Raw genomic sequence first — 25,260 nt, 5'->3', positions numbered from 1 at the left:
GACGCCTCCGGTCAACGGCCCAGATATGGCCGGAGCAAATCCAAGCAAAAGCATCGCATGGCTGTGACCAGGCACTTTACCGTCAGATGCGAGCCCCGGCACCAGGTCGATACCCGCGAGAGAGCCGCTCGAGCTTCAGTGGTCCCTGGTTCCGGGCACTTACCCGCCGACCGTGAAAGCGAGGAACGGTGCAGTATTCGGCACGAGTGCATTGCTGCGGTAGCCGCTGGCTGGTCCATGTGCCAGCCATCGACCACTGGACCCCGGTTGACGATAAGCGCGCCATCGAGCCCACCGCCCGGACGATGATCGCCGACATCACGGGCACAGCACCGGATTCGTTCGGTGTAGACCTCAGGGCGGCCCGCGCTGTCGGGAGCCTCGCCGAATATGTGGCGGCAGCGACAGCCCTGAATCGGTGGGACGGCGTACGGCCTGAGCATACGTCAGCCAATGTCTCAATCCGCATAGCTGAATCGAGCACTGACGCCCCGTCGTATAGGCAGGGCGTAGTTGAGAGTTAGGGGGTTGCTGATGCGTACCTTCATGTCTCGCCTCGGCGTCACTGTCGCCTTGACGCTCGCCACCATGCTGCTGGGCGTGGGGTCGGCCGGGGCAATCACGATCTCGGATTGCGTCGATGGTGGTGGGATCGTTATCCGCTGCGCCGAGCAGCCGGTGACTCGCCAGGACAAGGTCGCGTGTCCGGCACCCGGCAAATCCACCCGGATCTGGTGCTTCGGCGGCTTCTACGGCTACCCGGAACCGCTGGAGATCCTGGAGTTCGGGGGCGACACCCGGTACCGCGCTCGGTAGGGTCCGACTATGACCACCGAGCGGGATGAGTCAACCGTCACGATCACAGGGGCAGCGCCAGGAACCATCGTGGCGCTCAAGCGGGCGGCAGCCATTGCTGCTGAGCACGGGCACAACTGGATGGGCGTTGAGGACTTGCTGGCCGCCATTCTGACCGCGGAGCCGCTGTCGCTGCTGGATCTGCACTGGCCTCGCCGCGGCGGAACGCCGTTGAACCGTGGTGAGATCAACGACTTCAATCCGTCAGCACCGCAGCAGGCGTTGACGTTCGATGAGGTCAAGGCATTGGTGCAGTCGATTGTCCCTGGAGCACCGAAGGGCGCGCATGGACCGGCGGAACCGGCCGCAGTTACATACACCCTGGCAGGACCGCATGCGGAGGAGTTCCGAGAAATGATAGAGGGGCGACGGTAACTGGAGTCGTTGCGATGAGAGAAGCCCAGGGGCACGGACCCAGTCAGTTCAAGGTGCCGTGGCCTCCCGATGACACCATCGGCATCATCACCACGGCTGGACGGGTCTTTCACCGCGGCACCGAGTGTCCGGGGTACCAGCAAGGGGTTAGGAATGCGCGTCGACGTGGCGCTGACATTTCACCGGTCGAGGAAGTTATGGCCGCTGAAGCACGCCGACGCCGACGCGGTGTATGCAACCGGTGCTGGGGTCCCTGACCGAAACGCGCCGGGCCGGGCGGAATGGGTTTGCTGTTGGGCAACGTCGGTGGGCATGACGTCATTCGGCTGGATCAGCAAAGAAGAGTATGACGACTTCGCCGAGGCCTACGGCTTCGACGTGACTACGTGGGAAGGATTCGAGCTTCTGCGCGACATCCGGGAAATGCGGATGACCTGCATGGCGGTGCAAACCGCTGCGGAGACCCCCTCCTATGCACCGCAGGCGCAGCACCGCCTCGACTGCCTGCGTGGCCGCCTCGGCTTCCGCCCGTGGAGGGGCTGGACGCCGATCCCGTAGCTGCCACCACCGTAGCGCCTCAGCGCCGCACCGGCTCTCCCGCTCAGTCCAGAAACAAATCCGGCGTGGGGTTTTCGCCGCCGCCGTATCCGGACAGATCGTCGACCCCGGCGTAGAACGACAGCGCGTCCGCATCGATGAAGCAGTTGCCGGTGACCTGCCCGGCCGGCCGGGTCAGGATGGCGAGGGCGGCGTCGGCCATGATCCGCGGGCTGCGGGCGGCCGCGAGTTGCCGCTCGCCGTCGGCCAGGGCCGCGACCGCCGAGGTGGCGATATAGGTCTGCGGCCACAGGCAGTTGAAACCTATTCCGGCGTCGGCGAATTCGGCTGCCCAGCCCTGCGACAGCAGCGTCATGCCGTACTTGGAGAGGGTGTAGGCCGGGTGGGCGCCCAGCCACCGGGGGTTCAGGTTGATCGGGGGCGCGATGGTCAGCACGTGCGGGTTGGCCGAGTCGCGCAGATGCGGCAGGCAGGCCTGGGTGAGCAGGAACATGCCGCGGATGTTGATGTCGTGCATCAGGTCGAACTTCTTGACCGGCAGCCGCTCGGTCGGTTCGGTGGCGATCGCACTGGCGTTGTTCACGCACACATCGATGCCGCCGAACCGCCGCACCGCGGTGTCGACGACGCGCCGCACGTCCGCTTCGTCGCGTACGTCGCCGACCACGGCGGCGGCGCGTCCGCCCGCGGCTTCCACCTCGGCGGCCGCCGTGTGCACGGTGCCCGGCAGGCGGGGGTGCGGTTCTGCGGTCTTGGCCAGCAGCACCACGTTCGCGCCCTCGGCGGCGGCCGCGAGGGCGATCGCCAAGCCGATGCCGCGGCTCGCGCCGGACACCACCACGGTGCGATCGATCAGCTGTCGGTCCTGGTCCGGCATCGTTCTCCTCGGTCGTGGCGGGCACGTCGACCCGGTGGTACCACTCGAATGGTATTGGCATTCTCATTTTTCGCAAGTACGGTATTCAATGATGAACAACCAAGTGCAGACCTCCTCCGGAATCCCGCTGGAGCCGAGCTACGGACCGGACGCCCGGCGGGATGAGCCGCCCGCTCCGGGCGCCTACCCCTTCACCCGCGGCAATTTCGCGACCGGCTACCGGGGGCGGCTGTGGACCTTCCGGCAGTACTCCGGCTTCGGGACCGCCGAGGAGTCCAACCGCCGCTACCGGTATCTGCTGGAGCAAGGCGGCACCGGGCTGTCGGTCGCGCTCGATCTGCCCACCCAGTGCGGGTACGACTCCGACGACCCGGAGGTGAGCGAAGAAGTCGGCCGGGTCGGCGTCGCGGTCGACACCCTCGCCGATGCCGAAATTCTCTTCGACGGCATCCCGCTGGACCGGATCAGCACCAGCTTCACCATCAACGGCACCGCCGCGATCCTGCTGGCCTTCTACGTGGCGGCCGCGGAGAAGAAGGGCGTGCCGCGCGCGAAACTCACCGGCACGATCCAGAACGACATCCTCAAGGAGTACGCCTCGCGCGGCACCTGGATCTGGCCGCCGGAGCCGTCCTTGCGCTTGATCGCCGACACCATCGAGTTCTGCGCGGCCGAGGTGCCGCGATTCAACGCGATCTCGGTGGCGGGCGCGCACTTTCGCGATGCGGGCGCGAACGCGGTGCAGGAGATGGCCTTCACCCTGGCCGACGGCGTCACCTACTGCGACACCGTGATCGAACGCGGGCGGATGACCATCGATCAGTTCGCCCCGCAGATATCGTTCTTCTTCTACACGCACGGCGACTTCTTCGAGGAGATCGCGAAATACCGCGCCGGACGCCGCCGGTGGGCCACCATCGTGCGCGAACGATACGGCGCGACCACCGACAAGGCCTCGATGTTCCGCTTCGGCTGCGTGGCGGGCGGCGCCTCGCTCTACGCGCCCCAAGCGCAGAACAACCTGGTTCGCGTCGCCTACGAGGCACTGGCCTCGGTGCTCGGCGGCGTGCAGTCGATGTTCACCGCCGCGTGGGACGAGCCGTTCGCGCTGCCCAGCGAGGAATCCGCGACGCAGGCGCTGCGCACCCAGCAGCTGCTCGCCTACGAGACCGGGGTGACCAGGGTGGCCGACCCGCTCGGCGGCTCCTACTTCGTCGAGGCGCTCACCGACGCCACCGAGGCCAAGATCATCGAGATCATGCACGACCTCGAGCGGCACGGCGGCATGGTGCGCTGCATCGAGGACGGGTACCTGCAGGGCCTGATCGCCGACGAGGCCTACCGGCTGCACCAGGCGGTGGAATCGGGTGAGCGCCCGGTGGTCGGGGTGAACACGTTCGTCTCCGACGAGCCCGCGCCGGACATCGGCACCTACGAACTCGACGCCGACGGGCGCGAACGGCAGTTGAAGCGGCTGGCCCGCGTGCGATCCGAGCGCGACGCCGGGACCGTCCGCGACACCCTGGCCGCTCTCTCGCGCGCCGCGGAAGGAGACGAGAACCTCATGCACCGCCTCATCGATTGCGCGAACGCCTATTGCACGGTCGGCGAGATGACCGCCGCGCTGAAGTCGGTGTGGGGCGAATTCCAGCAGCCGGTGGTGTTCTGATGCCCGCTCGTGTGCTGGTCGCCAAACCGGGCCTGGACGGGCACGATCGCGGAGCCAAGATCGTCGCCCGCACGCTGCGCGACGCCGGATTCGAGGTCATCTACACCGGAATCCGCCGGCGCGTGGAGGATATCGTCGCCATCGCGCTGCAAGAGGATGTGGCCGTCGTCGGCCTGAGCATCCTCTCCGGCGCGCATATCGCGCTCACCACCAGGGTGGTGGACGCGTTGCGCGCCGCCGACGCGGGCGACATCGCGGTGGTGGTCGGGGGAACCATCCCGCAGGCGGACGTGCCGCGGCTACTGGAAGCCGGCGCGGCAGCGGTCTTTCCGACGAGCACTCCGCTGGAGACGCTCGTCACCGAGATCCGCGCGTTGACCGGGCACCCGGCCCCATGACCGGGCGGGTGCCGACTTCGGACAGCTTGGAGGAATCGTGCGCATCGGAGTGATGATCGGGCCGGAGAAAGGCGATTCGGGGCGCAAGCTCGAACGGATGCTGCGCGACATCGAGTGGGCGGAGTCGGCGGGTTTGGACACGGCGTGGATTCCGCAGATCCCCACCGATTTCGACGCGCTGATCACGATCGCCGCGATGGGGCTGCGTACTTCGCGGATCGAGCTGGGCACCGCGGTCGTGCCTTTACAGGCGCAACATCCGATCGCGCTGGCCCGGCAAGCGCTTTCGGCGCATGCCGCGGCCGGGGGCAGGCTGGCGCTGGGCGTGGGCCCGTCGCACCACTGGATCGTGCGGGACATGCTCGGCCTTCCCTATGACAAACCGGCCGCCTACACCCGCGACTACCTCGAGGTGCTGGACGCCGGATTGCGCGGGCCGGGCCGGGTGGACGTGCAGAACGCGACGTTCACCGTGCACAACCCGCTCGATCTCGGGCCGGTGGCGCCCGTGCCGGTGCTGGTCGCCGCGCTGGGACCGGTGATGCTCCGCATCGCGGGCGAGCGAGCCGACGGCACCGTGCTGTGGATGGCCGACGAGCGCGCGATCGCCGATCACGTCGTCCCGAAGATCAGCAAAGCGGCGGCCGATGCGGGCCGTCCGGCTCCGCGTGTGGTCGCGGGACTGCCGGTGTGCCTGTGCGAGCCCGGCCGGGTGGACGAGGCGCGCGAGCGGGCCAACCGCATTCTGGGCGAGGCCGAGATCTCCCCCAACTATCAACGGTTGCTCGACCAAGGCGACGCCCGCGACATCGGCGACCTGTGCTTGGCCGGCGACGAAGCGCAGATCGCGGCCGGATTGCGCCGCTACGCGGAGGCGGGCACCACGGATGTCTCGGTGCGGCTGCTGCCGATCGGCGAAACCCGGGACGAGCTGGTGGCGTCCAAGCAGCGCACGCGGGAGATGATCGCCGAGCTCGCCAGGGCGTCGCGGTGAGTCCTGCGGGAGCGGGACCGCTGGCCGGGATCCGGATCCTGGAGGTGGGGACCATGCTGGCAGGCCCCTACGCCACCATGATGCTCGCCGATCTGGGCGCGGAAGTCACCAAGCTGGAACCGGCGGGCGGCGACATCTCCCGTCAGGTGAGCGACAGCTACTTCGCCAGCCTGAACCGCGGAAAACGCAGTATCCGCGTGGAATTGAGCACCGAACAGGGACAAGCACGGCTCGGCGAACTCGTCGCGGGGTCACACGCGCTGCTGGTGAACCTCAAACCCTCGGCGATCCGGCGGCTCGGTCTGACCTACGAGGCGTTGCGCCGGTGGAACGAGAAGATCGTCTGCGTCGCGATCACCGGCTACGGCCTCTACGGCGGCGACGATCCGGCCTTCGACTACGTGATCCAGGCGGCGGCCGGGATCGCCGCCCTCACCGGTGATCCCGCGGGCCCGCCGACACTGCCGGGGTACTCGTCGGCGGACAACTCGACCGGTCTCACGGCGGCACTGGGACTGCTGGCGCAGATCCTCTCCGGTCGTGGCGGCCAGGTCGACGTGTCGCTGTTCGAAGTCATGCTCTCGCAACTGAACTACCATGCCGCCGCCTACCTGAACGACGGCAAGCGACCCCAGCGCCGCCCCTTCGGGGCGCATTCGTATTACGTTCCGGCGCAGATCTTCCCGACCGCCGAGGGTTATCTCGCGCTGTTCGTCACCCACGACGGGTTCTGGAAGACCTTCGCCGCGGAGGCGGGTGTCGACGGATTCGAGCTGATGGCCGACCGGGTGACCCGTCGCGTCGAGGTACTGGCCGCGGTGACCGCCGCGCTCGCGGCCGATACCGCGACCGGCTGGGAGCGGCGGCTGCGTCCGCTCGGTATTCCCGCCGCCGCGGTGCGTGACCTGCCGGAGGCGCTGGATGCCAGCCCGTCGGCGGTGGTGACGGCGGGGGAGTTCCGGCTCGTCGGCAGCCCCATCCGGATCGCGGGCTACGAGCCGCGATACGGGCCGCCGCCGAGGCTGGGGGAACACGGGGGCTGAGGCGGGGGCCACCGGCTGCGGCTGCGCGCCGCGGTGTCGGTGTGGCACTCGCGGCGGCGCGGGCCGCCCGGTCGCTCACTCGTAGTCGACGGTGATCGTCTCGGTGTCCGGTACGGCCTGGCAGGTGAGCACGTAGCCGTCTTCCAGTTCGTCGTCGGTCAGTGCGTTGTTCTGGCGTAGCGTCGCGCTTCCCGTGGTCACCTTGGCGATGCAGGTGGCGCAGTTGCCCGCCTCGCACGAGAACGGCGGGGCCAGCCCGCCCCGGCGGGCGCTTTCCAGCAGAGTCTCGCCGTCCTTGCGTGGCACCGTCTTCTTCTTGCCGTTGAGGATGATCGTCACGCTGCCCGCCGCCGTGGGCGGTGCGGCAGGAGCCGTCGACAGGCGGGTCACGCTGTCGGCCGGGGCGTCGTCCACGGCGTCGGGAAGGGGCGCAGGCGCACCGAACCGCTCGCTGAACACCACCCCCGGCCCCGGGAGCGCCAGTTCGACCATCTCCATGAAAGCCTCGGGCCCGCAGACGTAGTGATCGGCATGGCCATCGGTCCCGACGAAGGCGCGCACCGCCGTGGCGTCGAGGAAGCCGCCCTCGGCGTCCAGGTGCCGCACCACCTCGAGCCGGTCCGGGTAGCGCCGCGCCAGCTCGGTCAAAACCGCTTCGAAGAGCACCGAATCGGCGTCGCGGTCCGCGCACAGCAGCCGGACCCGCCGCCGCGTGGTGGCCAACGCGCACTTGGTCAGCGACAGGATCGGCGTGATGCCGCTGCCGCCGCTGAAGCCCAGCAGCGGTACGTCGGTCTCGCGCAGGCAGAACCGCCCCGCCGCCTTGGTCATCTCCACCTCGTCGCCCTCGGAGAGATGGTCGTGCATCCAATTCGACACGGCCCCGCCCGGCACCCGCTTGACCGTCGTCATCAATTCGCCGTCGGTCTCCGGCGCGCTGGACATCGAGTACGACCGGAACAGCTCCGTCCCGTTCACGGCGATCTTGAACGTGCAGAACTGTCCGGCGCGGTAGGGGATCGGCCCATCGTGCGGCGCGAGCACGAACGTGCGCGCGTCGGCGCTCTCCTTCACGATCCGGGTCACGGTCGCGCGCTGGAACAAAGAGGGTCTCGCCATGGACCGCGTCCTCCTGGTATGAAGATTCTATCCGAATGAGAATTATATTCTCACTCACGAGACGGGATCTCTCAAATGTTCTCGACCACCGCTTCGAGCGCGCTCGTCTTCGAGGGGCGGGCCTACACCAGGACCGAACTCGACGATCTCGCGGCCGGTCTGGCGTCCGAACTGGCCGAGCGCGGAGTGCGCGCCGGAGACCGCGTCGCGCTCATGTCGTCGAACCGGCCGGAGTTCGTCGTCGCCGTGCTGGCCATCTGGCGGCTGGGCGCCGCGGCGGTGCTGATCAGTCCGGCGTGGAAGCACGAGGAGGTCGCGCACGCGGTGGCGGTCGCCGGGCCGAGCCAGGGCGTCGGCGACAATCCGGTGCTGGCCGAGGTGCTGCCGATGCGGCACCTGGACGCGCCGATCGTCCCCGCCCGTCGCGGCGACGCGCCGCCGGACCCGGCCTCGGACGCCGTGCTGGTGTTCAGTTCCGGCACCACCGGAATGCCGAAGGCGGTGCGGCACACCCACGCGTCGCTGGCGGTCGCGGTGCGCCAGTGGACCGAGGTTCTCGGCCTCACCGCGAGCGACCGGCTCCAGATCGCCACGCCGCCCTCGCACATCCTGGGGCTGCTCAACATCGTGACCGCGCTGCGAACGGGTGCGTGGATGCGCCTGCACCGCCGCTTCGACCTGGAGACGATGCTCCGCTGCATCCAGGACGACCGGATCACCGTCGAGATGGCCGTCGCGCCGATCGCGCTCGCCCTCGCCGGGCACCCGCGGCTCGAGTCCTACGACCTCGGTTCGCTGCGCTACATCATGTGGGGCGCGACGCCGGTGACGGTCGGCGTGGCCGAGACCGTCACCCGGCGCACGGGAGTGCGCTGGTTGCCCGCCTACGGCGCGAGCGAGCTACCGGTGATCGCGTGCAACCCGCTGGACGACGCGCGGCTGGACACGGTGGGCAAGGCCGCACCCGGCGTGCGCGTACGGGTGGTCGCGCTGGACACCGGAGAAGTCCTGCCGCCCAACGAGATCGGCGAGATCCAGTGCCGCGCGGAGTCGGTGATGGCCGGCTACCTGCCCGCCGAGGAGACCGCCCGCGCCTTCGACGACGGCTGGTACCGCACCGGCGACGTCGGTTACGTCGACGACGACGGCTGGATCCGGCTCACCGACCGGGCCAAGGAGATGATCAAGGTGCGTGGTTTCCAAGTGGCGCCCGCCGAGATCGAGGCCGTGCTGCACGGTCACCCGGAGGTGACCGACTGCGCCGTGTTCGGTGAGCCCGACGCCGCGGACGGAGAGGCGATCGTCGCGGCGGTGGCCTGCGCGGAGTCGGTCACCGCCGACGAGCTGATCGCCCTGGTCGGCGAGCGCCTGGCCCGGTACAAGCGGCCGCGTCGCGTCGTGTTCGTGCCCGAGATCCCGCGCCTGCCCTCGGGCAAGGCGCTGCGCCGAGTACTCGAGGAGCGCTATGGACGTCCGTCTGACGAGTGAACAACGGCAATTGCGTGATGCCGCGGCGAAATTGGCCGACGACCTCGGCCCCGGGTCGGTCGCGGGCCTCGACGACGAGAACCGCCTCGCGCGCCTGGAACGAACGGTCGCGGCCACCGGCTGGCGAGCCCTGCGCACCGACGGCGCCTCCGGGGTCGAGGTCGCGATCGTGGCCGAGGAGTTCGGCCGCGGTCTGGTCGACGTCGCCTTCCTCGGCCCGGTACTCGCCGACGACCTGCGCAGGCGCTGCGGCGCCGACGATCGCGGCTGGACGATCGCGGTCGGTGACCGCGCCGTCGACGCGCGCGGCAGCGAAGAGGCGCTGCTCGTCGTCGGCGAGCAGGTCTTGGCCGCCCCACTGGGTGCCACACTGCCCGGCGCGGATCTGACCCGGCGCACCGCGACGGTCGCGGACGAACGCAGGCACATCGGGGAACTCGCGGCCGAGGAGGCAATCCGATGGCACGCGCTGGCCGTCACCGCGACCACCGCCGACCTGCTCGGCGTCGCCCGCGGCGCGCAGGATCTCGCCGTCGAGTACGCGAAGGTCCGCGAGCAGTACGGCCGCGCGATCGGGTCCTACCAAGCCGTTGCGCATCTGCTGGCCGAGAATCGCGCGCTGATCGAAGGGGCGATCAGCGCGCTGCGGCACGCGGCCTGGGCGGTCGACGAATTGGCTCCGGCGCGAGCGCTACAGGCCGCGCGGATCGCCAAGGTCTACACCGCCCGGGCTGCCCGCACCGTCTGCGAGACCTCGATCCAGGTGCACGGCGGCATCGGCAACACCTGGGAGTGCCTTGCCCACGTCTACCTGCGGCGCGCGCTGGTCTCGACCGAACTGTTCCCCGTTCGCCTGGAGGAGATCGACCTTGGACTTTCGTGATTCATCGCAGGAGGCCGAATTCCGCGCGCGGCTGCGCGCCTGGCTGGCCGAGACGGCCGGGAAGTTCCCGACTTCGGGCGACGACTACTGGGCGCGCCAGGGCGAATGGCATCGCGCGCTGTACGCGGCGGGATTCTTCGGGTTGTCCTGGCCGAAGGAATTCGGCGGACACGAGCTGCCACCGGTCTACGACGTGATCGTGGACGAGGAACTCGCGCTCGCAGGCGCGCCGCCGCGCCCCAGCCTCGGCTACCTCGTGCAGGGCTTGGGCCGCCACGGCAGCAAGGAACTGCAGCGGCGCTTCCTGCCCGGCATGATCGACGGCACCCAGCGCTGGTGTCAGGGTTTCAGCGAGCCGGGCGCGGGCTCCGACCTCGCCGCGCTGCGCACCACCGCGACCCGCGACGGCGACCACTACGTGGTGCACGGCCACAAGATCTGGACCAGCTACTCCGACGTCGCCGACTGGTGTCTGCTGCTGGCCAGGACCGACCCGCACGCGCCACGGCACAAGGGCATTTCGGCGTTCGTGATCGCCATGGCCCAGCCCGGCGTGCAGCAGCGGCCGCTGGCCATGATCAGCGGTGTCACCAGGGAGTTCGGGCAAGTGCTCTTCGACGGTGCGACGGTGCCCGCCGATCAGATGGTCGGCGAGCCCGGTGACGGCTGGAAGCTGGCGATGACCGTCGTCGGGCACGAACGCGAGCCGTCCACCCTCGGGTACGCGGCCCGTTACGGAAAACTGGTGCGCGAGTTGGCTTCCCGGCTCGACGGTCGCGCGCCGGAGGAACTGTCCTGGGCGGCGGTGCAGACCGAGATGCTGCGCTTGCACGTGCGGCGGCGGCTGTCCGAACAGTTGGACGGCGTGGTGCACGGTCCCGACGGATCACTGGACAAACTGCTCATGACCTGGGTGGACCAGTCGGTCGGGCACGCCGCGCTCGCCGTCGGCGGTACGGACGATCCGGAACTGCTCGGCAGCTACTTCTACAGCCGCGCCCAGAGCGTCATGGGCGGCACCTCGCAGATCCAGAAGAACATCATCGCCTCGCGCATCCTCGGATTAGGAGTTTGACCATGTACGACTTGCCGGACGAGATCCACGTCGAAGCCGACGGACCGATCCGCATCATCACGCTCAACCGGCCCGACGCGCTCAACGCCGTCAACGACGACCTGCACACCGGTCTGGCCCGGCTCTGGCCCCGCCTGTCCGACGACCGGGAGGCGCGCGTCGCGGTGCTCACCGGCGCGGGCAAGGCGTTCTCGGCGGGCGGGGACTTCACCTATCTCGCCGAGCTGGGCAGCGATGCCGAGCTGCGCGCCGAGACGATCGCGCACGGCCGCGACATCGTGCTCGGCATGGCCCGGTGCCGGGTGCCGGTGGTGGCGGCGGTGAACGGCCCCGCGGTGGGCCTCGGCTGCAGCCTGGTCGCGCTGAGCGACATCGCCTACATCGCCGAGACCGCCTACCTGAAGGACCCGCACGTCCAGGTCGGCCTGGTCGCCGCGGACGGTGGCCCGCTGACCTGGCCGCTGCACACCAGCCTGCTGCTGGCCAAGGAGTACGCGCTCACCGGCGCGAAGATCCCCGCCGCGCGGGCCCGCGAGATGGGCCTGGTCAACCACGTGGTCGCCGATCCGCGCACCGAGGCGCTCGCCTGCGCGAAACGCATCCTCGAATTGCCACGCCAAGCGGTCGAGAGCACCAAGCGCCTGCTGAACCTGCACTTGGAACGCGCGGTGCTGGCAACCCTGGACTACGCGACCACCGCGGAGGATCTGTCCTTCCAGACCGCGGAGTTCCGGGCGGTGATCGCCACCCTCACCGCCGGACGGGAGTGACGCCGGATCGCAGGCCGCGATCGTTCTCGCCGCGTGATCGCGAAGAACGTGGCCCGCAAGACATCTCGTAGCAAACCGTGCCCCCGTAAACTGTGCTTGGCCAAGTGAACATCCGCGGGGCACACTCTATGTAACGACGTCCGGCGCGGCCGGTCGAACGCGGGGGCGAGGTCCGACAGCAGATGAGGATTCGGCCGAGGCAGCAGTTGCTCGAGCTGTGGCGAGCGGTGCTCGCCTGTTCCTATCCGGACGGAACGTGGATCTGGGGCGGACGCGACGGCGCCAATTCCATCAGCGACGCCGAGCAGCTGCTGTGCCTGTTGTATCCCGCGACCGAGATCGAAGCGTTCGCGCTGGACCAACCGAACGACATGAGTCCCGACGTCAGGTCCGCGCTCGCCCCGTTCGGCGAGGAGACCCGCATCGGCGGGGTTCTGGTCGCCCTGGTGGAAGAATACCTGCGCCGCTACACCGGACCCGATGGCGAGCCGGTCTTCGCCAGCGGCTCCTACCTGCGCTCCGGCGACGGCGGCACGCTCACCGACGCGCAATCGGCGGTGGAGGTGGTCGACTCCTACTCGATGTCGCTGAGCCTGTGCATCGCGGCGCTGCGGTTCCTGCGCGGATTCCTGCGCTTCGTCAGCGGTGAGGTCCGGCTGGAGGCCAGGCAATTGCGCGCGCGGATCCCCGCGGTGATCGAGCTGGTCAGCGCGCGGCTCACCGCCGCGATGGCGGGCCTGGTCCGCAGTTTCGTCATCCACACACCGGAGCCGAACACCGAGTTCGGGCAGTCGATCATCTACATGCTCAACCAGACCCGCACGCCGCCCGACGAGATCATCGAACGGCTGTCGGCCCAGCTGGAACGCCTCCGGGTGCAGGCGGCCAACGAGGTCAGGCTCAGCCAGACCACCGACGTCGATATCGCCGACGACGGGCGGCTGTTCGAATGCGGCTGGAGCTGGGGCATCGTGCGCAGCGCCGAACCCATCGACCTCGTGCCGGGCCGGGTCAGCAGCGCGACCGGGCACGCCGAGCCCCGTCCGTACCTGTATTTCACCGCTGTCGCCCTCGACGGCATCATCGACCTGTCGTCGCAGCGCATCCGGGAACTCGATCTGCTGACCGACGAGCAGCGCACGCTCGCCGACGCGCTGCAACTGCGCTTCGAGCTGACCCGCAACTACTGGTCGAGGGTGGCTCGCTTCGGCAACGGCCGCTGGCCGCTGGAGGACATCCCGTGGCGCACCGCCGACGGCGAGGAATCGGAGTACTTCAGTCTCGTGGTCACCGCCATGCTGATCCAGGACCTGGTCTACCGGGAGAGCACCGAGGATCTGACCCGCACGGTGGCGGTGCTCGACCAACTGGCCCGCCGCGGCCGCATCACCAGCCGGTTCACCGTGGGTGATCCCGCCGCGCCGCTGCACTATCCGGGTGTGCGCCTGAACCTGGCGGGCAGCGAGGACGCCGCCGAAGGAACCCAATTGGTCTGGTACGTCCCGGATTTCGCGACCATGCTGCTCAAACGCTGCCTGCAGGCCGCGCGCCTGCGCACCGACGTGGACACCCGCGACCGGCTGATGGCGCTGGCCGAGGCCGCGATGGATCATCTCGACCAGCGAGTGCTGCGGGACGGCCCGGTGATCGGCCTGTGGGACGACATCGGCCGGGTGGTCGGCGCGGCGGACACGCGGCTGGAAGGGCCGTCCTGGTTCGTCACCGAGCGGATGATGGAGTGCTTGGTCATCGCGTACAGCACCTTCGAGCAACCCCCGCTGGCCCCCCAGGCGATGGTCGCCCGCGCGGTGGACCTGCTCAGCGAGGCCGAACATCTGCTCAATCAGGAGGAACTGGAGGTCGAGGGTCAGGAATCCTCGCCGAAACAGGCCGCGGTCACCCGCATCCGGCAATCGCTCGACCGAGCCCGCCGGGTGCTGCGCGAGCGTCCGGGCACCGCGTACAGCCTCGCCACCCAGGCATTGGTCCAACTCGACGAACTGGCGTACGCCCGCCGGGACGCGACGCGGTAGGGGCAGGCATGCTGGTGTTCTCCACCTCCGACAAGGGCGGCACCGGACGCTCGGTGACCAGTTGCAATATCGCCTACCGGCTGTGTCTTTCCGGCCTCGACGTCGCCTACGCCGACTTCGACCTCGGCTCGCCCACCGCCGGCGCGCTGTTCGAGATCGGTGCGGCCGAACGCGGTGTGCCGCGCGGCGGCGTGCATTCCTACCTGCTCGGCGAGAGCGGAACCGTGGCCCGCGTCGACGTGGGCGCGGCGACCGATCGGCCGGACCTGCGCCGGATCGGTCCCAACTCCGGCCGGTTGGTGCTGCTGCCCGGCGACGAGGGCGGCGCCGAATTCCTCACCGGTGACGACGCCGTGGTGGAGCGCTGCGCGGAACTGCTGGTGGCGCTGGATCAGGAGTTCCGCGTGGTGATCGTGGATCTGAGCGCGGGCCGGTCGGCCGCCCTGCAGATCGCTCTACAGGCCACCGCGTTGCCGCAACTGCGCAGGCGCACCGCCCGCTGGTTGATCTTCCACCGTTGGACTCGTCAGCACATCGTGGCCGCCGCCGGTCTGGTGTACGGCCCGCACGGTCTGCTGAAGGCGGGCGCCGAATGCGGCCACGACCCGGAGGAGTTGCTCGGCTCGGTGCGTTATGTGCGCACCGCCGTGCCCGACGCCAACTGGGACGGGGTGGCCCAGCGCCCGGCGCAGGCGGCGTGGCTGCAGGAGCAGGACACCGCGTTGCGACGGCTGGCCACCGCCAAACGGCTCGGCGCGACCGCGAAGCTGGGCGACACCCCGATGGAACCGGTGTTGCAGCGGCGCGAACAGCTCATCCTCGACGCCGACGTGAACGCCCAGATCGCCAACGCCGAGACCGCGCTGGCCTATGCCGAACTGGCTCGCCGACTGGTCGACATCGCCACGTGGGAGAGGCTGTAGATGCGGGATACACAGGGCTACAGCGAGGCGACCGAGCAGCCTCGGATCGCTTCGGTTCCGTTGTCGCACTTATCTATCGAGGTCGGGCACTTCTACCTCAACGAGATCACCTCCGATATCGAGCGGGTCACCGCGGAGTTCCGCCGCATCGTGCCCTTGGTGTCGGCCTTCATCGAGTCGGCCAAGGTGCAGTTCGGCCCGAACGCCCGCGTGAGCACCTGCTATCTGATCGACGACTACTTCCATCCCGACACAGATCCCTCCGCCATCCTCACCAAGCTGCTGGACGCCGCGGAGGAATCCGGACTGGTCATCGACTACCTGGCGCGCGAGTCCGGTTGCTGGCGGGCCTCGAAGTTCGTCGAGGGTGTGGCGTTCGGCGAGCCGATTCCCGTGGCGGAGATGGTGGCCGCGCGCATCGTCGCCGAGCCCGCGCCGCCGAGTACCGGCCGCAGGCCGCCGACCGCGGAATCGGGCTGGCTGTGCAACGGACGCCGGTCCTCGGAGGACGAACACAATCAAGCCATGCGCCGGCGTACCTATCGGCCACCGGAGGAGTTCGGCCGCCGGGAGCATTCGATCTTCCTCGACGTGGAGTTGTGGAGCAGGCACGTCGTCGACGGGGTGACGGTCACTCGCTGGTCGTGCCCGTTCCTGGCCGCCGTCTGGCATCTGCTGCGGCTCGGCATGCTGCGCTATCACGGTGCCGCCGTGGCGGATCCGCAACCGTGGCGCCGCGAGGATCTCGCGCCACGGCGCTGGTCCGATCTGCCGCCGGTGGTGCAGCTCAATCCGTCCGCCGCGCCGTTCGCCGCCTACAAGACGCTGTCGATGCTGCCCAAGCGGTACATCGGCATCGAGCACGCCGTGCGGCTGGTGCTCGACCACCTCGACCTCGACGACGACGTGGTCGAGCAGACCATCACCCGCGGCGCGGGCGAGGTGCCGCCGGTGCCGGTGCCGCGCAAGGTCAGCGATCGGCTCTCCCACCTGCTGCTCGACGGGGCTTGACATGGCCGCGACCACGCCTCTGGTCGTCCTCGGTGAAGTGCGCACCTGCCTGCTGCCGTCGTCGACCGCGCTGACCGGCGCGGAGGCCTGCGATCTGCTGGCGCTCATGCCGGGCTGCACGGTGCGCTGGCGGGAGCGGCCGGGCACGCTGGCGGTCTCGCCGACCACCGCGGTGGGCGTCGACTGTGATCTGGCCTTGGGCGAGCAGACCGCGCACATCGTCGGAACCGTGGCCACCGGCGCGGTCCTGTCCGGCGGACGCGTGCTGCAATCCACCGCCTGCACCAGGGTGGTGCGCGCGGCAGGCCGGCGCAGGCAGACCTGGTCGCACTACCTCAGTCAGAAGGGGATGACCGAGGTCATCAGCCGCATCCCCGAAAGAGCCACCGCCGGTACAGCTCTCGCCGAAGGGTTCCTCACCGGCCGGGCCGACGTCGACACACTGGATCTGGCCTCGATCAGCGAACGCCTGCTGACGCGACTGCGCGCCGACCCGAGACTGGACCAGACGCCGCCGGTGCGGGCGGGAACCACCCGGCTGCGCTGGACGGCCCGGATCGGGGGCAGCGCGGGCCCCGCCGCCGCCCTGCACCTGGACGACGCCACCCTCCGCACCGTCCGGTTGATCGTGCGCGACGAGGCGGATCTGGATGATGCGCAACGGTTCTGTGAGGATCTGGCCGCGCACGACTGGCTGCTGACCGTCGTCACCGCCGCGCTGGCGGAGGCCCAGCGCTTCCCGTCGCACAGCCGGGAACGCACCGACATCCTGGCCCCGGTGCTCGAGGATCTCGCCGGGCTGTGGATGCCGGGCGCCCACACCCCGGCGTCGATGCGTGCGTTGTGGCGCGAGCTTCAGGTCGATCCCGGATTGTCCCGTCAGTGGAACGCGCTCGTCGCCCAGCTACAGAACCGGATCGCCGTCGCGACACTGAACGCGTTGCGGCACAAGGAGCTCGACACCGAATGGTAGCGACCGCTCCGGCTACATCCGGAACCATTTGCGCACCAGCAGCGCGAAGAACACCGACATCGATACCGTGCCCGCCCACGCTTCGGCGGCGAACAGCGGCCGGGCGGCCGGGCGCAGATTCTCCGTGTCACCGGGGCCGAGTGGATTGATGAATCCGGTCACGCACGTGTAGACGGTGGCAGCCGGTGAGGAATCGCCGCTCAGCAGCAGAGCGGCGACGGTGAACAGCACCAGCTGTACGGCCACCCAGCCGAGCAGCCAGAACGGCCGGTAACCGTAGCCGCACAGGATGAACGACAGTTGCCCCGGCCAGCGCCGTGGGCCCCGTGGCAGCGCGAGGGTGCGGGCCCGGGCCAACCGCAGACCGCAGCGGTCCTGCGCCTCGTCGTCCTCGTTCATCCGGTACAGCGCGGCCCCTCTCCGGTAGGCCAGCGCCGCGTGAGCGGGCAATCCGGCCGCCGAGAGTTGGGCACCCAGCCGTTCGTACTCCTCGGCCAGCATGGTGTTCTGCCGGCTGCTCAGCCGCAACGGACCACGGAATTCGACCTCGGCGGCCAGCAGCGCCGCCGTGATCGCGCTCGGCACCCGCCAGTCCGCCTCGTCGGGCGCCGGTTGCCGCGCGGCCGCGTACAGGTGCCGGAAGACCAGCGAGTCGGAATGCCGCCGCGCGCTGGGCGGGTCGTAGTCGGCGAGGATCGCCTCGGCATGTGCGGTGAACCGCTCCAGCTCGGCCTGCTCGGGGCGCTCACCCCGATCGATCTCGGCGGTGTATTCGTCCGCGCGCCTTGTGATCCGGGTCGAGACGGATGCGACGAAGGGCGGAATCTCCCCCATGTCACGAGTCTAGCGGGCGGCCCCTCAGCCGGTACTCGAAAACGTCTCGCGGCTCGCCCGGCCCGAAGTACCGGTCGTCGTGCTCGACGAATTCGAATCCCGCGCGCTGGAACAGGTTGCCGGCCAGCCGGTTGTCCGGCCGCACGGTCAGATACACCACCTCGGCGCCGATCTTCCGGCAGGTCTGCAAGGTGCGGGTCAGCAGGGCGTGGCCATACCCTTCGCCCTGGTACCGCTTGGCCACCGCGAAGGTGAACAGCAATGCCCGGCCGGACTTCTCCAGCGTCAGCGCATAACCGATCACGGCGCCTTCCACCTCGGCGACCAGCCATTCGGATCCGTGCAGGTCGAACAGCTGGCGCAGCATCAGGTACAGGTACGGCTCGGCGAACACCTCGGCCTCGATGGCCGCGATGTCCTCGATATCGGCGAAGCGGGCCTGCCGGTATTCCGGCTGAGGCGCTTTGGCGATGTTCATCCGCTCCCTACTGCCAGGGCATAGGCCGTCGATTCCAGCTTAGAACGTCATTCACCGACCCGGGTCAGTGTAGAACCAGCGAAATCGTTCCCCGGCGCAGCCGGGCCGTCACGTGTCGCATCGACGACTCCGGGCGGCGATGCCGCGAAGCGGGCGGCCGAGGCAGTTCGGGCGCGCCCTGCGCGGCGGCGGTTATTTCGGCGGGAACCGCAGAGCGCCGTCGAGCCGGATGACTTCGCCGTTGAGATAGTCGTTCTCGATGATGGCGGTCGCCAGCTTGGCGTACTCCTCCGAACGGCCCATACGCTTGGGGAACGGCACTTGCGGCCCCCAGTACGCTTCCAATTGGTCGGCGGCCTTGCCGTAGGCGGGCGTGTTCACGGTGCCCGGGGCGATGGTCACCACGCGGATGCCCACCGGCGAGAGGTCGCGAGCGGCCACCAGGGTCATCCCGACCACGCCGCCCTTGGCCGCGGCGTAGGGAAGCTGACCGACCTGCCCTTCGAACGCGGCGATCGAGGCGGTGTTCACGATGACGCCGCGCCCGCCCTCCTCCTGCGGGTCGTTCTTCGCGATCGCGGCCGCGGTGAGACGCAGCACGTTGAACACGGCGGTCAGATAGAACTCGATGGTGGTGCGGAAACCGTCGAGGGGCAGCGGCGCGCCGTCCTTGCCGATCAGGCGGCCGCCTTTCGCGGGACCGCCGTGGGTGTCCACCGAGATGCGCAGCGGCCCGAACGATTGCGCCTCGGCGATGGCGGCGAGCACGGAGTCCTCGTCGGTGGCGTCGGTGTGCACATAGCGGATTCCGAGCTCGGTCTCGAGCTGTTTGCCCTTGTCGTCGGCGACATCCGCGACCACGACCTTCGCCCCGGCGGCGTGCAGGCGCCGTACGGTCGCCTCGCCCAGTCCTCCGGTCCCGCCGACGACGAGCGCGGAGCTTCCACTGATCTGCATGTCGTAATCCTATCTTGCAAGTCGTACTCTCGTATTGAGAAAATAATATTCTCATAACTGTCGGCACGATCACCGAAAGGTCGCCGCGCCACAATCGCGTCGCCCGGAATGGAGGCCCCCAATGCCCGAAGCCGTCATCGTGTCCGCGCTGCGGACGCCCATCGGTACCGCACGGAAGGGAACGCTGCGCGACACCAACGCGTTCGATCTGGCTCACCACGTGGTCGGCGCGATCGCCGAAGGGCTCGACCCGGCCCGGATCGATGACGTCGTCCTGGGTGAGGGCCGTTACGGCGGCGGCGTGCTGGCCCGGCACGCGGCCGTGACCACGGGGCTGACCAGGGTGCCGGGCCTGGCCCAGAACCGGCATTGCGCGGCGGGAATGTCCGCGGTGCAGACCGCGGCGGCCGGGATTCGCTCCGGCATGGACGAACTCGTGATCGCGGGCGGGGTGAATTCCGAGTCCACCGCTCCCAAAGCGCGGTTCAGGGTCGGCGCGGACGAGTGGATCGATCCGTGGGTGTCGCCGAGCCACCCGGACCGCCCGGACGCCCCCGCGCTGGACATGTCCATCACCGTGGGCTGGAACGCCGCGGTGAAGGCGGGCATCTCCCGTGCCGAGATGGACGCCTGGGCCCTGCGCTCGCACCGCAACGCGATCGCCGCCATCGACGAGGGCCGGTTCAAAGAGGAGATCGTGCCCATCGAGACCCCGCACGGCCTGTTCGACACCGACGAGCATCCCCGGCGCGACAGCAGCCTGGAGAAACTGGCCTCGCTCAAAGTGCTGCATCCGGAGATCGAGGGCTTCTCGATCACCGCGGGCAACGCCTCCGGCGCCAACGACGGCGCCGCCGCGCTCGCCATCGCCAGCGATCGGCTCGGCCTGCCCGCACTGGGCTACATCCGCGCCTGGTCGTCGGTGGGCGTCGATCCCGGCGATACCGGTCTCGCTCCGATCGAGGCGATCGCCAAAGCGGTCTACCGGGCGGGGATCTCGCTGTCGGCGGTCGGACTGATCGAGATCAACGAGGCCTTCGCGTCGGTCCCGATCGCGGCCATCCGCGCACTGGACCTCGATTCGGACAAGGTGAACGTCAGCGGGAGCGGCTGCTCGCTCGGGCACCCGGTGGCCGCCTCGGGAGCGCGCATGATCGTCACGTTGGTCCACGAATTGCGCCGTCGCGGTGGCGGTTTGGGAATCGCGGCGATGTGCGCGGGTGGTGGCATGGGCGCGGCCACGGTCATCGAGGTTCCCGCTCCGTGACCGCATCGCACAGCGGCGCGGCGGGATGGGCGTGAGCCTGGCGTCGGCGACCGTCGCCGAGTTGCTGGCCCTGGCGCGCGCCGGGTCGGCGCGGGCGACGGGCCGGTTGCTGAGCCTGGTCGAAGGGGACCGCCGCGACGAGGTGCAAGCCGCACTCGAGCCGCGCGCGATCCGGGTGATCGGCGTGACCGGCCCGCCCGGAGCGGGCAAGTCGACGACGATCGCCGCGCTGGCCGGCGTCTACCGCGCGCGCGGGCTGCGGGTCGCGGTCCTGGCGGTCGACCCGTCCTCGCCCTACAGCGGGGGAGCGCTGCTGGGGGACCGGATCCGCATGGCGCAGCACATCGACGACCCCGGTGTGCTGATCCGGTCGCTGGCCACGCGCGGACACCTCGGCGGGCTGGCCGCCGCGGTTCCGGCCGCCATCCGGCTGCTCGCCGCGCTGCATTACGACGTCGTGCTGCTGGAGACGGTGGGGGTGGGGCAGTCGGAGATCGAGATCGCGGCGGTCGCGGATCCCACGCTGGTGATCCTGAATCCCGGTGCGGGCGACGCGGTCCAGGCCGCGAAGGCGGGTCTGCTGGAGGTGGCCGACCTGCTGGTGGTGAACAAGGCCGACCGGGAGGGCGCCGAGCAGACCGTGCGTGATCTGCGGGCCGAATCCGACGTGCCGATCCTCACCTTGGTCGCCGCGCGCGGCGAGCGCGTCGCCGAATTGGCCGAGGCGATCGAGGCGCACCATCGCGCCGACAGCCCGGCGCGGCGCACGGCGCGGGCCCGCGCGCAGATCCTCTCACTGGCGCAGACGCGGTTGCGCGCACACGCCGAGCTGGACCGGCTGGCCGCCGCCGTCGCGGCGGGCGAATGCGACGCCTACCGCGCGGCCGAACTGTTGCTGCCCGCGCGGCAGTGACGCCGTCGTCAGATCTGGGGGATGCGCACCATGGCTTCTTGGGCGTAGGAGGCCACCAACGTGCCGTCCTCGGTGAGGATGTCGCCGCGGCCGTAGGCGCGAGCCTGCGCGAGCAGCGGGCTGTGCTGGCGCAGCAGCAGCCATTCGTCGGTGCGGAAAGGCCGATGGAACCAGAGGGTGTGCGAGGTGACGGCAGAGACGAACGCGGTGCCGTTGCCGCCCTGGGCGTATCCGTCCAGCGGCAGCAGCGCGGTGCCGATGAGCGTGAGGTCGGTCGCGTAGGCGGTCAGCGCGGGCGCCAGCCCCGGATCGACTTGCGGGGTGCGCATCCAGAACTCGAATTCCGGTGGGGCGGCCCCGAGGTCGTCGAGGTCCACGCTCGCGCGAGTCTCCCAGGGCAGCAGGTCCCACTCCACCTTGTGCTCGGCGGACAGCAGCTCCGGCGGCGCCGCGACGGACTGCCGGTGCGGGCCCTGTTCCTCCGCGTGCAGGGAGACCGAGGCGGTCGCCACCACGCCGGCGGACTGCTCGGCGACCAACGACAGCGTGGCGAAGGAGCGGCCAGCGTGGTGGCGGTGCACCCGGTAGCGGATCGGCTCGTCGGTGCGGCCCTCGCGCGCGAACACCGTGTGCAGAGACTTGATCGACTTGTCCGGGATGCCCGCGGTGGCCGCCCGGACGAACTGGCCGAGCAATTGGCCGCCGAACACCCGGCTGTAGGGCAACCGCAGATTGCGGCCCTCGAACACATCGTCGCCGGGGGGTGTCGCGGACAAGTCGAGGCAGGAGACGAGATCACTCCACAGATCGGGCATGAGCCCGAGTGTAAGTCAAATTCTCCTTGAGGAGAATAGTATTCTCAACCGCGAGCGAAACCGTGCGCGCAGAAGTTCCATACTTCGGACGCGGTGATCGGATGCTGTGTCTCGTCGTCGGAGGCTCCTGCGGACTGCGCGGTGAACATGACGGTCTGCATCACCATCGCCGCGGTCCGGCGGGAGTTGACCTCCGGCCGCAGCTGCCCGGCGTCCTTGGCCAGGTCCATCAGTTCGGTGAACAGGGCCAGCATCGGCGCGTGCGCGACCTTCACGTGGTCGGGGTGCGAAATCAGCAGCTGCGGTGCGAAATCGGTGAACAGCGGCCGCTGCGCCGAGGGGTCCGGCCTGCACAGCTCGAACAACAGCTCGACGGCCACCTGGAGCTTGTCCAGCGGGTCGGTCTGGCCGTCCGCGGCGGCGCGCAGCTGCTCGGACGTGCGGCTCAGGGCGTCCTCGAACAATGCGAGCAGCAGCTCGTGTTTGCCGTCGAACTGCAGGTAGAAGCTGCGCAGGGATTGCCGGGAGCGGTCGACGACCTCCTGCACCGTGAAGTCCGTGCTGCCCTTCTCGGTGATGATCGCCTGGGCGGCGTCCAGGAACCGTTGCACGCGCTCCTCGGCGCGCAGCTTGGCGGTGCGGAGGGAGCGCTCGACGGCGCGCTGCTTCCAGGCCGGTTTCTCGCTCGGGCTGGTCACGGGCGCCTCGGTCCTCGGTCATATGAAGAGAACATGAATGCACTGTACCGGAGAACGGTGTGTCATCGGGTTCCTGGGTCACCGTGTCCGACCTCATGACGAGACTACCCTTTCCGGTATCGAGAATGCTATTCTCGCAGCCATTCAGGCATCGGCGCGGGAAGGAGGCAGGCCGTGATGATCGTCGGACACCGCTCCGGCCGGCCCGGCCGCATTCCGGCGCGCCGTCATGACCGGGCACGCGCCCGGCCTTCCCGGACTCGAGGAGCTCGTTTTGTACATTCGCTATGAGGTCGCGGACCGGATCGCCACCATCACCCTGGACCGGCCGGATGCGGCCAACGCGCAGAACGGCGAACTGCTCGACCAGCTCGACGCCGCCTGGGTGCGTGCCGCGCAGGACGACGACGTCGCGGTCATCGTGCTGCGCGGGGAGGGCAAGCACTTCTCGGCGGGCCACGATCTGAAGGACAAATCGTGGCCGGACCCGAGCAAGATCACCCTCGACCGCATCTACGGGCTGGAGTCGCGCCGCTACCTGGAGTACTCGCTGCGCTGGCGCAACGTGCCGAAACCGTCCATCGCGGCGGTGCAGGGCCGGTGCATCGCGGGTGGCCTGCTGCTGTGCTGGCCGTGCGATCTCATCGTGGCCGCCGACGACGCGCTGTTCTCGGATCCGGTGGTGCTCATGGGTATCGGCGGCGTCGAATACCACGGCCACACCTGGGAACTCGGCGCGCGTAAGGCGAAGGAGATCCTGTTCACCGGCCGGCCGGTGACCGCCGAGGAGGCGCGGCAGGTCGGCATGGTGAACAAGGTGGTGCCGCGCGCCGAACTCGACCGGCAGACCAGGGAACTGGCCGCGCAGATCGCGACGATGCCCGCGTTCGGGCTGCGCCAGGCCAAGCGCGCGGTCAACCAGACACTGGATGTGCAGGGTTTCTACGCCGCGATCCAATCCGTGTTCGACGTGCACCAGACCGGTCACGGCAACGCGCTGAGCGTCAACGGATTCCCGATCCTGGTCCGGCTGGACGACATGAAGGCCAACATGCAGTAAGCCGGTCTCCGGCTCCATCGTCTGCCGGAGCGTTCCGGCAGTATTCGCACGGCCCTTGCCGCCTCGAGAGGGACACCGTGTCCGTGCGATCCACCGGCGATCGGGCGCGTACGCGCCCGGCGCCCTCGCTGTCCCCTTTTCCGAAAACGAGGATTTCCATGCGCGATTCCATCCTTCGCAAGGCCGTGGCGTGTTGTGGCCTGGCCGTCGTCGCGGCCGCGGCATTGACCGGCTGCGGCGACGACGACGAATCGACCGGCACCGCGTCCGGCACGTCGGCCGCCGCGGCGACCAGTGCGGCGCCCGCCCAGGCCGACGCGGCGACCACCAAGGCGATCACCGACGTGTACACCGGCTTCTTCAGCCCTTCGACGCCGCCGGAGCAGAAGGCCGCGGTGGTGCAGAAGGGCGATGTCTTCCTGCCGATCCTCCAGGCGCAGGCGGCCAACCCGCAGTCCCAGGGCACGTCGGTGACGGTCTCGGCGGTGAAGCTCGTGGACGCGAACAACGCCGATGTCACCTACACGCTGCTGATGGGCGGCAATCCGGTGCTGCCGGACCAGACCGGGCAGGCGGTCAAGGACGGCGGCCAGTGGAAGGTCGCCACCGCCACGTTCTGCGCGTTGATGACCCTCCAGGGCGGTACGTCGCCGGCGTGCTGATCGCCGCTGCGCACCGAAAGGCCCGGCACCGGAGTGGATTCCGGTGCCGGGCCGTTCGCCGGGTACCGGCTACAACTGCGCCATCCGAGGAGCGCGACCCGCGGTGCGAATCTGCGCGCCCGCCTCGCGGATGAGTTCCCGTGTGCTGCCTAGCAGTCCGTCCAAGACCAAGGTGCGGCGGACGTGCCGGTGCAAGTCGTGCTCGGCGGTGAATCCGATGCCGCCGAGCACCTGCTGACAGTGCCGGGCGGCGGTGAGCGCGGCCTGGCCCGCTGCGGCCTTGCCCAGCAGTGCCCCGAGTTCGCCCTCGGCGGTGTCCAGCGCGGCCTCGGCGCCATCGAGCGCGACGAGGGTTTCCGCGAGCCGGTGCCGGACCGCCTGGAACGAGGCGAGCGGGCGTCCGAACTGGGTGCGTTCCAGTGCATGCCCGCGGGCCAGGGTCAACATCGCTCGGCCGGTGCCCAGCAGCCACCACCCGAGTGCGCGCCGCCCCGCCGCGACGGCCTGCGGGGGTAGCTCGGTTCCGGTCGCC

27 protein-coding genes are annotated in these 25,260 nt (G+C 69.5%); 19 read left to right on the top strand and 8 right to left on the bottom strand.

Features of this window, described 5'->3' with window-relative positions; genetic code table 11:
• The first annotated feature begins 534 nt into the window (after positions 1-534).
• The 3 genes from ON29_RS00135 (at position 535) to ON29_RS35520 (ending at position 1,788) form a co-directional block, all read left to right on the top strand.
• The gene (locus ON29_RS00135; RefSeq protein WP_157172610.1) at positions 535-816 is read left to right on the top strand and encodes a hypothetical protein; all 282 of its coding nucleotides are present in this window, start codon (positions 535-537) and stop codon (positions 814-816) included.
• Positions 817-825: 9 nt separating this feature from the next.
• Positions 826-1,230: a hypothetical protein gene (locus tag ON29_RS00130; RefSeq protein WP_040864030.1), complete on the top strand. Its 405-nt coding sequence runs from the start codon at positions 826-828 to the stop codon at positions 1,228-1,230.
• 153 nt (positions 1,231-1,383) lie between these two features.
• Positions 1,384-1,788, top strand: coding sequence for a hypothetical protein (locus ON29_RS35520; RefSeq protein WP_157172609.1), 405 nt, complete (start codon positions 1,384-1,386; stop codon positions 1,786-1,788).
• Between the two features lie 43 nt (positions 1,789-1,831).
• On the opposite strand, the gene ON29_RS00120 is transcribed toward ON29_RS35520, so the two are convergent.
• Complete coding sequence (locus ON29_RS00120) at positions 1,832-2,665, bottom strand: SDR family oxidoreductase (RefSeq protein WP_040864029.1); 834 nt, start codon at positions 2,663-2,665, stop codon at positions 1,832-1,834.
• A 91-nt stretch (positions 2,666-2,756) separates the two neighbouring features.
• On the opposite strand from ON29_RS00120, the gene ON29_RS00115 reads away from it, so the two are divergent.
• Genes ON29_RS00115 through ON29_RS00100 form a run of 4 tightly spaced genes read left to right on the top strand, consistent with a single transcriptional unit; the run spans position 2,757 to position 6,769 of the window.
• On the top strand, positions 2,757-4,334 hold the full coding sequence (locus tag ON29_RS00115) for a methylmalonyl-CoA mutase family protein (protein WP_040864098.1): 1,578 nt from the start codon (positions 2,757-2,759) through the stop codon (positions 4,332-4,334).
• On the top strand, positions 4,334-4,732 hold the full coding sequence (locus ON29_RS00110; protein ID WP_040864028.1) for a cobalamin B12-binding domain-containing protein: 399 nt from the start codon (positions 4,334-4,336) through the stop codon (positions 4,730-4,732). The genes ON29_RS00115 and ON29_RS00110 overlap by 1 nt, the downstream gene beginning before the upstream one ends.
• 37 nt (positions 4,733-4,769) lie before the next feature.
• The gene (locus ON29_RS00105) at positions 4,770-5,726 is read left to right on the top strand and encodes an LLM class F420-dependent oxidoreductase (protein WP_040864027.1); all 957 of its coding nucleotides are present in this window, start codon (positions 4,770-4,772) and stop codon (positions 5,724-5,726) included.
• A complete protein-coding gene (locus ON29_RS00100) occupies positions 5,723-6,769 on the top strand; it encodes a CaiB/BaiF CoA transferase family protein (protein WP_040864026.1) in 1,047 nt (348 codons plus the stop codon). Before ON29_RS00105 ends, ON29_RS00100 begins: the two co-directional genes overlap by 4 nt.
• 75 nt (positions 6,770-6,844) lie before the next feature.
• Here the strand turns inward: ON29_RS00100 and ON29_RS00095 are convergent, their stop codons facing one another.
• Entirely contained in the window at positions 6,845-7,888 is a 1,044-nt protein-coding gene (locus ON29_RS00095) for a ferredoxin--NADP reductase (RefSeq protein ID WP_040864025.1), read from the bottom strand.
• Between the two features lie 75 nt (positions 7,889-7,963).
• On the opposite strand from ON29_RS00095, the gene ON29_RS00090 reads away from it, so the two are divergent.
• The 8 genes from ON29_RS00090 to ON29_RS00055 all read left to right on the top strand — a co-directional run bounded on the left by ON29_RS00090 (position 7,964) and on the right by ON29_RS00055 (position 17,044).
• Positions 7,964-9,376 (top strand): class I adenylate-forming enzyme family protein, encoded by a 1,413-nt coding sequence (locus tag ON29_RS00090; RefSeq protein ID WP_040864024.1) that lies wholly within the window; start codon positions 7,964-7,966, stop codon positions 9,374-9,376.
• Entirely contained in the window at positions 9,354-10,259 is a 906-nt protein-coding gene (locus tag ON29_RS00085) for an acyl-CoA dehydrogenase family protein (RefSeq protein WP_040864023.1), read from the top strand. The genes ON29_RS00090 and ON29_RS00085 overlap by 23 nt, the downstream gene beginning before the upstream one ends.
• Positions 10,246-11,334, top strand: coding sequence for an acyl-CoA dehydrogenase family protein (locus tag ON29_RS00080; RefSeq protein WP_040864022.1), 1,089 nt, complete (start codon positions 10,246-10,248; stop codon positions 11,332-11,334). The genes ON29_RS00085 and ON29_RS00080 overlap by 14 nt, the downstream gene beginning before the upstream one ends.
• 2 nt (positions 11,335-11,336) lie before the next feature.
• On the top strand, positions 11,337-12,104 hold the full coding sequence (locus ON29_RS00075) for an enoyl-CoA hydratase/isomerase family protein (protein WP_040864021.1): 768 nt from the start codon (positions 11,337-11,339) through the stop codon (positions 12,102-12,104).
• Between the two features lie 182 nt (positions 12,105-12,286).
• Entirely contained in the window at positions 12,287-14,137 is a 1,851-nt protein-coding gene (locus ON29_RS00070) for an SCO2524 family protein (protein WP_040864020.1), read from the top strand.
• An 8-nt stretch (positions 14,138-14,145) separates the two neighbouring features.
• The gene (locus ON29_RS00065) at positions 14,146-15,060 is read left to right on the top strand and encodes an SCO2523 family variant P-loop protein (protein WP_040864019.1); all 915 of its coding nucleotides are present in this window, start codon (positions 14,146-14,148) and stop codon (positions 15,058-15,060) included.
• On the top strand, positions 15,061-16,071 hold the full coding sequence (locus ON29_RS00060) for an SCO2522 family protein (protein WP_040864018.1): 1,011 nt from the start codon (positions 15,061-15,063) through the stop codon (positions 16,069-16,071). It begins immediately after the preceding gene.
• A 1-nt stretch (position 16,072) separates the two neighbouring features.
• Positions 16,073-17,044, top strand: coding sequence for an SCO2521 family protein (locus ON29_RS00055; protein ID WP_040864017.1), 972 nt, complete (start codon positions 16,073-16,075; stop codon positions 17,042-17,044).
• Between the two features lie 12 nt (positions 17,045-17,056).
• Here ON29_RS00055 and ON29_RS00050 read toward each other — a convergent pair whose 3' ends face one another.
• The 3 genes from ON29_RS00050 to ON29_RS00040 form a co-directional block, all read right to left on the bottom strand.
• Positions 17,057-17,878, bottom strand: a complete 822-nt coding sequence (locus ON29_RS00050) for a hypothetical protein (protein ID WP_040864016.1) — start codon at positions 17,876-17,878, stop codon at positions 17,057-17,059.
• A gap of 1 nt (position 17,879) precedes the next feature.
• On the bottom strand, positions 17,880-18,356 hold the full coding sequence (locus tag ON29_RS00045; protein ID WP_040864015.1) for a GNAT family N-acetyltransferase: 477 nt from the start codon (positions 18,354-18,356) through the stop codon (positions 17,880-17,882).
• A 192-nt stretch (positions 18,357-18,548) separates the two neighbouring features.
• Positions 18,549-19,313, bottom strand: coding sequence for an SDR family NAD(P)-dependent oxidoreductase (locus tag ON29_RS00040; protein WP_040864014.1), 765 nt, complete (start codon positions 19,311-19,313; stop codon positions 18,549-18,551).
• A 121-nt stretch (positions 19,314-19,434) separates the two neighbouring features.
• Between ON29_RS00040 and ON29_RS00035 the strand changes: the two genes are divergently transcribed.
• Together ON29_RS00035 and ON29_RS00030 are read left to right on the top strand one after the other, a co-directional pair.
• Positions 19,435-20,580, top strand: coding sequence for a thiolase family protein (locus ON29_RS00035; RefSeq protein ID WP_040864013.1), 1,146 nt, complete (start codon positions 19,435-19,437; stop codon positions 20,578-20,580).
• Positions 20,581-20,605: 25 nt separating this feature from the next.
• Positions 20,606-21,493, top strand: a complete 888-nt coding sequence (locus ON29_RS00030; RefSeq protein ID WP_040864012.1) for an ArgK/MeaB family GTPase — start codon at positions 20,606-20,608, stop codon at positions 21,491-21,493.
• 8 nt (positions 21,494-21,501) lie between these two features.
• Here the strand turns inward: ON29_RS00030 and ON29_RS00025 are convergent, their stop codons facing one another.
• Both ON29_RS00025 and ON29_RS00020 read right to left on the bottom strand, forming a co-directional pair.
• The gene (locus tag ON29_RS00025; RefSeq protein WP_040864011.1) at positions 21,502-22,308 is read right to left on the bottom strand and encodes an acyl-CoA thioesterase; all 807 of its coding nucleotides are present in this window, start codon (positions 22,306-22,308) and stop codon (positions 21,502-21,504) included.
• A gap of 44 nt (positions 22,309-22,352) precedes the next feature.
• Positions 22,353-23,006: a TetR/AcrR family transcriptional regulator gene (locus tag ON29_RS00020; protein WP_040864010.1), complete on the bottom strand. Its 654-nt coding sequence runs from the start codon at positions 23,004-23,006 to the stop codon at positions 22,353-22,355.
• 274 nt (positions 23,007-23,280) lie between these two features.
• On the opposite strand from ON29_RS00020, the gene ON29_RS00015 reads away from it, so the two are divergent.
• Positions 23,281-24,066: an enoyl-CoA hydratase gene (locus ON29_RS00015; protein ID WP_040864097.1), complete on the top strand. Its 786-nt coding sequence runs from the start codon at positions 23,281-23,283 to the stop codon at positions 24,064-24,066.
• Between the two features lie 158 nt (positions 24,067-24,224).
• Positions 24,225-24,728: an MTB12 C-terminal domain-containing protein gene (locus tag ON29_RS00010; RefSeq protein ID WP_040864009.1), complete on the top strand. Its 504-nt coding sequence runs from the start codon at positions 24,225-24,227 to the stop codon at positions 24,726-24,728.
• A 69-nt stretch (positions 24,729-24,797) separates the two neighbouring features.
• Here ON29_RS00010 and ON29_RS00005 read toward each other — a convergent pair.
• The coding region (locus tag ON29_RS00005) for an acyl-CoA dehydrogenase family protein (protein WP_040864008.1) at positions 24,798-25,260 on the bottom strand (463 nt) is incomplete at its 5' end.

The organism is Nocardia exalbida NBRC 100660 (genome assembly GCF_000308575.1).
GTDB classification, from domain to species: Bacteria; Actinomycetota; Actinomycetes; order Mycobacteriales; family Mycobacteriaceae; genus Nocardia; species Nocardia exalbida.
This window is presented reverse-complemented; position numbering and strand designations above follow the sequence as displayed.

Coding starts and splice junctions, on each gene's coding strand:
- ON29_RS00045 (WP_040864015.1), bottom strand. CDS start 18,356: ATGAACATCGCCAAAGCGCCTCAGCCGGAATACCGGCAGGCCCGCTTC.
- ON29_RS00065 (WP_040864019.1), top strand. CDS start 14,146: ATGCTGGTGTTCTCCACCTCCGACAAGGGCGGCACCGGACGCTCGGTG.
- ON29_RS00115 (WP_040864098.1), top strand. CDS start 2,757: ATGAACAACCAAGTGCAGACCTCCTCCGGAATCCCGCTGGAGCCGAGC.
- ON29_RS00110 (WP_040864028.1), top strand. CDS start 4,334: ATGCCCGCTCGTGTGCTGGTCGCCAAACCGGGCCTGGACGGGCACGAT.
- ON29_RS00085 (WP_040864023.1), top strand. CDS start 9,354: ATGGACGTCCGTCTGACGAGTGAACAACGGCAATTGCGTGATGCCGCG.
- ON29_RS00050 (WP_040864016.1), bottom strand. CDS start 17,878: ATGGGGGAGATTCCGCCCTTCGTCGCATCCGTCTCGACCCGGATCACA.
- ON29_RS00035 (WP_040864013.1), top strand. CDS start 19,435: ATGCCCGAAGCCGTCATCGTGTCCGCGCTGCGGACGCCCATCGGTACC.
- ON29_RS00130 (WP_040864030.1), top strand. CDS start 826: ATGACCACCGAGCGGGATGAGTCAACCGTCACGATCACAGGGGCAGCG.
- ON29_RS00060 (WP_040864018.1), top strand. CDS start 15,061: ATGCGGGATACACAGGGCTACAGCGAGGCGACCGAGCAGCCTCGGATC.
- ON29_RS00075 (WP_040864021.1), top strand. CDS start 11,337: ATGTACGACTTGCCGGACGAGATCCACGTCGAAGCCGACGGACCGATC.
- ON29_RS00135 (WP_157172610.1), top strand. CDS start 535: ATGCGTACCTTCATGTCTCGCCTCGGCGTCACTGTCGCCTTGACGCTC.
- ON29_RS00025 (WP_040864011.1), bottom strand. CDS start 22,308: ATGCCCGATCTGTGGAGTGATCTCGTCTCCTGCCTCGACTTGTCCGCG.
- ON29_RS35520 (WP_157172609.1), top strand. CDS start 1,384: ATGCGCGTCGACGTGGCGCTGACATTTCACCGGTCGAGGAAGTTATGG.
- ON29_RS00120 (WP_040864029.1), bottom strand. CDS start 2,665: ATGCCGGACCAGGACCGACAGCTGATCGATCGCACCGTGGTGGTGTCC.
- ON29_RS00095 (WP_040864025.1), bottom strand. CDS start 7,888: ATGGCGAGACCCTCTTTGTTCCAGCGCGCGACCGTGACCCGGATCGTG.
- ON29_RS00055 (WP_040864017.1), top strand. CDS start 16,073: ATGGCCGCGACCACGCCTCTGGTCGTCCTCGGTGAAGTGCGCACCTGC.
- ON29_RS00090 (WP_040864024.1), top strand. CDS start 7,964: ATGTTCTCGACCACCGCTTCGAGCGCGCTCGTCTTCGAGGGGCGGGCC.
- ON29_RS00030 (WP_040864012.1), top strand. CDS start 20,606: ATGGGCGTGAGCCTGGCGTCGGCGACCGTCGCCGAGTTGCTGGCCCTG.
- ON29_RS00010 (WP_040864009.1), top strand. CDS start 24,225: ATGCGCGATTCCATCCTTCGCAAGGCCGTGGCGTGTTGTGGCCTGGCC.
- ON29_RS00070 (WP_040864020.1), top strand. CDS start 12,287: ATGAGGATTCGGCCGAGGCAGCAGTTGCTCGAGCTGTGGCGAGCGGTG.
- ON29_RS00040 (WP_040864014.1), bottom strand. CDS start 19,313: ATGCAGATCAGTGGAAGCTCCGCGCTCGTCGTCGGCGGGACCGGAGGA.